General features: G+C 59.1%; 3 protein-coding genes and 1 pseudogene. 3 read left to right on the top strand and 1 reads right to left on the bottom strand.

Going from position 1 to position 4,476, the window contains the following annotated elements; all coding sequences use genetic code 11:
- Positions 1-247 (top strand): annotated as a pseudogene (locus AAAB16_RS24215) (hypothetical protein); the annotation flags it as partial.
- Here the strand turns inward: AAAB16_RS24215 and AAAB16_RS24220 are convergent.
- Positions 248-802, bottom strand: a complete 555-nt coding sequence (locus AAAB16_RS24220; RefSeq protein ID WP_340665642.1) for a DedA family protein — start codon at positions 800-802, stop codon at positions 248-250.
- A gap of 210 nt (positions 803-1,012) precedes the next feature.
- On the opposite strand from AAAB16_RS24220, the gene hemB reads away from it, so the two are divergent.
- Both hemB and ppk1 read left to right on the top strand, forming a co-directional pair.
- Positions 1,013-2,026, top strand: a complete 1,014-nt coding sequence (gene hemB / locus AAAB16_RS24225; RefSeq protein WP_110615770.1) for a porphobilinogen synthase — start codon at positions 1,013-1,015, stop codon at positions 2,024-2,026.
- Between the two features lie 19 nt (positions 2,027-2,045).
- Positions 2,046-4,430: a polyphosphate kinase 1 gene (gene ppk1 / locus AAAB16_RS24230; protein ID WP_340665643.1), complete on the top strand. Its 2,385-nt coding sequence runs from the start codon at positions 2,046-2,048 to the stop codon at positions 4,428-4,430.
- Positions 4,431-4,476: the final 46 nt, after the last annotated feature.

The following is a 4,476-nucleotide window of genomic DNA, read 5'->3' on the forward strand; positions in this document are numbered from 1 at the left end:
CGGCAGCTGCGCGTGGATGGCGTTTGGCTTGTTTGTGTTGGGGGCGTGGCTGGAGAACCGCGACTATGCGCTGGGCTTGGAGGTGCTGCGTTTGTTGTTGAATGCGCCGGCCTTGTGGGTGGCCGAGCAGGTGGGTTTGTTGCCCATCAATTTGCTGAGCTGGAGTTTGCTGGGAATCTACAGCCTGCTTAGCGCTCTGGCGTTGCTTATGCTGGCGCGCCGTGGCCGGTCAGGCGTGCCAGCCTGATCAGGCTTTGCGCGATTTGATATAGCGGCGCAGCCACAGCACTGCGCCAAGCAACACCAGCGCACCGAGCACCCACAGCTCGTATTTTTTGATATTGCCCAGGATGCTTTCCATCACCGAGCCAAAGTGGAAGGCGGCAAAGCCCAGGGCCATGGCCCAGACAATCGCACCAATACCGTTAAGCAGCAAATAGCGCAGCGGCGGGTAGCCGGCCATGCCAATGGCCACCGGCATTACGGTGCGCATGCCGTACACGAAGCGGAAACTCAACACCCACAAATCCGGATGGCGTTGGATATAGCCCAGCGCCTTGTCGCCCAGCTTCTGCAAGCGCGGTTTGCGCGCGAGCAAGCGGCGCCCGTGGCTGCGGCCGAGGTAATACCAGAGTTGGTCGCCGGCATAGCTGCCGAAGAACGCGACGACGACCACATAGTTGATATCCATGTAACCGCGGAACGCGAGGAAGCCGGCCAATACCAGAATGGTCTCGCCTTCGAAAAAGGTGCCAATAAAGAGGGCGAGGTAACCGAAGTCCTGCAGAAATTGTTGGAGCATCGTCAGCGTGCACAGCGAAATGAACGCGCAGCCTAACCTGTCAGCCTTAAAGGGGAAAGCGTGACGCATCAGCGCTGATACGATTCAAAGCAAGAACGGCCGCCGGCTGCGTCGCGCCGTCGCATAGGCGCCAGCTTTTGTCATTCTTTGGTCATAATGGCGGCCTATAACTGTCACACTCGCCCGTTTGTGCGGGCCCAGGAGTCTGCCGTGAGTTTTACCCCCGCCAATCGTCTTTTCCCTGCCACCCGTCTGCGTCGCAACCGTCGCGACGATTTTTCGCGCCGACTGGTGCGCGAAAATGTGCTGACGGTCGATGACCTGATTTATCCGGTGTTTGTGCTGGAAGGTGAAAACCGCCGCGAAGAAGTGCCGTCCATGCCGGGCGTTGAGCGCTTGTCGATCGACTTACTGCTGAAAGAAGCCGAAGCCTGGGTGGCTCTGGGTATTCCTGCGTTGGCACTGTTTCCGGTAACCCCGCCAGAGAAAAAGACCCTCGACGGTCGCGAGGCCTGGAACCCGGAAGGCATCGCCCAGCGCGCCATCCGTGCATTGCGCGAGAAGTTTCCGGAGTTGGGGGTAATCAGTGATGTGGCCCTTGACCCGTTCACCACCCATGGCCAAGACGGCATCCTTGATGACGAAGGCTATGTGCAGAACGACATTACCGTCGATGCACTGGTGCGCCAGGCCCTGTCCCACGCCGATGCCGGCGCTCAGGTGGTGGCACCTTCAGACATGATGGACGGCCGCATTCAAGCCATCCGTGAAGCGCTGGAGCTGGCTGACCACACCAACGTGCGGATCATGGCCTACTCAGCCAAGTACGCCAGCGCCTACTACGGCCCGTTCCGCGATGCGGTCGGCTCGTCGTTGAACCTGGGCAAAGCCAACAAAGCCTCCTATCAGATGGACCCGGCCAACAGCGACGAAGCCCTGCACGAAGTGGCGGCGGATCTGGCCGAAGGCGCGGACATGGTAATGGTCAAGCCAGGTATGCCGTACTTGGATATCCTTTACCGGGTGAAAGAGGAATTCCGCGTGCCGACCTTTGTCTATCAGGTCAGCGGCGAGTACGCGATGCACATGGCGGCCATTCAGAATGGCTGGCTTAGCGAGGCCGTGATTGTCGAATCGCTGACCGCGTTCAAGCGCGCAGGTGCCGATGGCATCCTTACTTATTTCGCCGTGCGTGCGGCACAACTACTAAAGCAAGGGCAGTAAGCCCGTTTGGGAATACGTGATGAATAGCGAAGGACTCAGCAAAGCGGATGAGCTGAATGACTCAGCCGTCGCCGATAAAGCCGTGGTGGAAAAGGCCGTGACGGAAAAAGCAGTGGCAGGCAAGACGCCAGTTGAAAAAGTGGCGGCAGAAAAGCCCGCTGCGAAGGCGACTGCCGAGAAAGGCTCCACCGACAAAGCCGCTGTTGAGAAGGTGTCGACCGAGAAAGCTTCGGCCGATAAAACCGCCGCTGAGCCCGTCGCCGAGCATCCCGTTGAAGAGCCCGTAGTTGCTGCACCCGAACCGGCTCCAGTGCCTGCGCCCATTCCAGGCCTGGACGACAGCAGCCTGTATATTCACCGCGAGCTGTCGCAGCTGAAGTTTAATATTCGCGTGCTGGAGCAGGCACTGGATGAGTCCTATCCGTTGCTGGAGCGCCTGAAGTTTCTGCTGATCTTCTCCAGCAACCTGGACGAGTTCTTTGAAATTCGCGTAGCCGGTTTGAAGAAGCAGATCACCTTCGCTCGCGAGCAAGCTGGGGCCGATGGTTTGCTGCCGCACCAAGTGTTGGCCCGTATCAGCGAGCTGGCGCACGAGCAGGTCAACCGCCAGTACGCCATTCTCAACGACGTACTGTTTCCCGAGCTGGCCAAGCACAACATCACCTTTATCCGCCGGCGCTTCTGGACCACCAAGCTGAAAGCCTGGGTACGCCGTTATTTCCGCGACGAAATTGCCCCGATCATTACCCCGATCGGTCTCGACCCCACCCACCCGTTCCCATTGCTGGTGAACAAAAGCCTTAACTTTATTGTTGAGCTGGAAGGGATCGACGCCTTTGGTCGCGACTCCGGTTTGGCGATCATTCCAGCGCCGCGCCTGTTGCCGCGGGTGATCAAGGTGCCGGAAGACGTGGGTGGCCCTGGCGACAACCACGTGTTCCTGTCGTCGATGATCCATGCCCATGCCGATGACCTGTTCCAAGGCATGAAAGTGAAGGGCTGCTACCAGTTCCGTCTGACCCGAAACGCCGACTTGTCGCTGGACTCCGAGGATGTTGAGGACTTGGCGCGCGCCCTGCGTGGCGAGCTGTTCTCTCGCCGTTACGGCGATGCCGTGCGCCTGGAAGTGGCAGACACCTGCCCGGCGCACCTGGCCGACTACCTGCTCAAGCAATTCAACCTTGGCGAGACTGAGCTGTATCGCGTCAACGGCCCGGTCAACCTGACGCGTCTGTTTAGCATTACCGGCCTGGATAGCCACCCGGAACTGCAGTACACGCCGTTCACCCCGGTGATTCCAAAGCTGCTGCAAAACAGCGACAACCTGTTCAACGTGGTCAGCAAGCAGGACATCCTGTTGCTGCACCCCTTCGAGTCGTTCACCCCGGTGGTCGACCTGCTGCGCCAGGCGGCGAAAGACCCACATGTGCTGGCGATCAAACAAACCCTGTATCGCAGCGGCGCCAACTCCGAAATCGTCGACGCATTGGTTGATGCCGCACGTAACGGTAAGGAAGTCACGGCGGTTATCGAGCTGCGCGCGCGCTTTGACGAAGAGTCCAACCTGCAACTGGCCAGCCGCCTGCAAGCGGCCGGTGCGGTGGTGATTTACGGCGTTGTCGGCTTTAAAACTCACGCCAAAATGATGCTGATTTTGCGCCGCGAAGCCGGCGAAATCGTGCGTTACGCGCACTTGGGCACCGGTAACTACCACGCCGGCAACGCGCGCTTGTATACCGACTACAGCCTGATCACCTCTGACGATGCCTTGTGCGAAGACGTCTCCAAGCTGTTCAGCCAACTGATCGGCATGGGTAAGACCCTGCGCATGAAAAAGCTCCTGCATGCGCCGTTTACCTTGAAGAAGAGCTTGCTGGATATGATCGCCCGCGAAACCGCGTTGGCGGCAGACGGCAAGCCGGCGCATATCATCGCCAAGTTCAACTCGCTGACCGACCCGAAGATCATTCGCGCCTTGTACAAAGCCAGCCAGACCGGCGTGCGCATCGACTTGGTGATTCGCGGCATGTGCTGCCTGCGCCCAGGTATTGCCGGTGTGTCGCACAACATCCATGTGCGTTCGATCATTGGTCGCTTCCTCGAGCACACCCGGGTGTTCTACTTCCTCAATGACTTCGACGAGAAGATTTACCTGTCGAGTGCCGACTGGATGGAGCGCAACCTGGATAAGCGCGTGGAAACCTGCTTCCCGGTCGAGGGCAAAAAGCTGATTACGCGGGTGAAGAAGGAGCTGGAGTCCTATCTCAGCGACAACACCCAGAGCTGGGTGCTGCAATCGGACGGTCGCTATGTACGTTCAAGCCCGACCGGCAACCAGAACGCCCGCAGCGCCCAGGCCGGCTTGCTCGAGAAGCTCACCAACCCGCCGCTCAGCGTGCGCTGAACGACGTTGGGTTGAGCCAACGGCGAAGCCCAACAAAGGCGTATAA

The organism is Pseudomonas sp., from assembly GCF_037994325.1.
In the GTDB taxonomy this organism is placed as follows: domain Bacteria; phylum Pseudomonadota; class Gammaproteobacteria; order Pseudomonadales; family Pseudomonadaceae; genus Aquipseudomonas.

Bases quoted from the DNA above. Each gene is read 5' to 3' on its own strand.
- ppk1 (WP_340665643.1), top strand. From the start codon at position 2,046: ATGAATAGCGAAGGACTCAGCAAAGCGGATGAGCTGAATGACTCAGCC.
- AAAB16_RS24220 (WP_340665642.1), bottom strand. From the start codon at position 802: ATGCTCCAACAATTTCTGCAGGACTTCGGTTACCTCGCCCTCTTTATT.